This window comes from Bacillus sp. AFS001701, from assembly GCF_002559405.1.
In the GTDB taxonomy this organism is placed as follows: Bacteria; Bacillota; Bacilli; order Bacillales; family Bacillaceae_G; genus Gottfriedia.
In genome coordinates, this window is record NZ_NTZO01000532.1 from 1 (window position 1) to 291 (window position 291).

The window sequence follows — 291 nt, forward strand, 5'->3', positions numbered from 1 at the left end:
CACTAAAATAATAGATAATAAAAGCACTAGTGCATTTACTATAAAAATGCGACTCATTCTTAATCGAACTAGCAATAACGCCATAATAAGAGTTGCAAATAATAAAAAATAAGATGTATACGGTACTCTGTTTAAGTCAAACCATGTGGTAAAAAAAGGAATCGGTAATAAATAAATTAAATAAAAAGCTTTTTTCACTAAAACAACCTCTCTCGAACTTTTAAATTAGAACTTTAATTACTTCATAATAGTAACATATTTTATTATTCCTTATTCATCTATCCTGCCATT

The 291-nt window shown here is 26.1% G+C and carries 1 protein-coding gene; it reads right to left on the reverse strand.

All coding sequences use genetic code 11. The annotated features are described in order from the left end of the window. Positions 1–198, reverse strand: a 198-nt coding sequence (locus CN514_RS26240) for a hypothetical protein (protein ID WP_217993955.1), incomplete at its 3' end; no start/stop codon positions are given. Between the last annotated feature and the right edge of the window lie 93 nt (positions 199–291).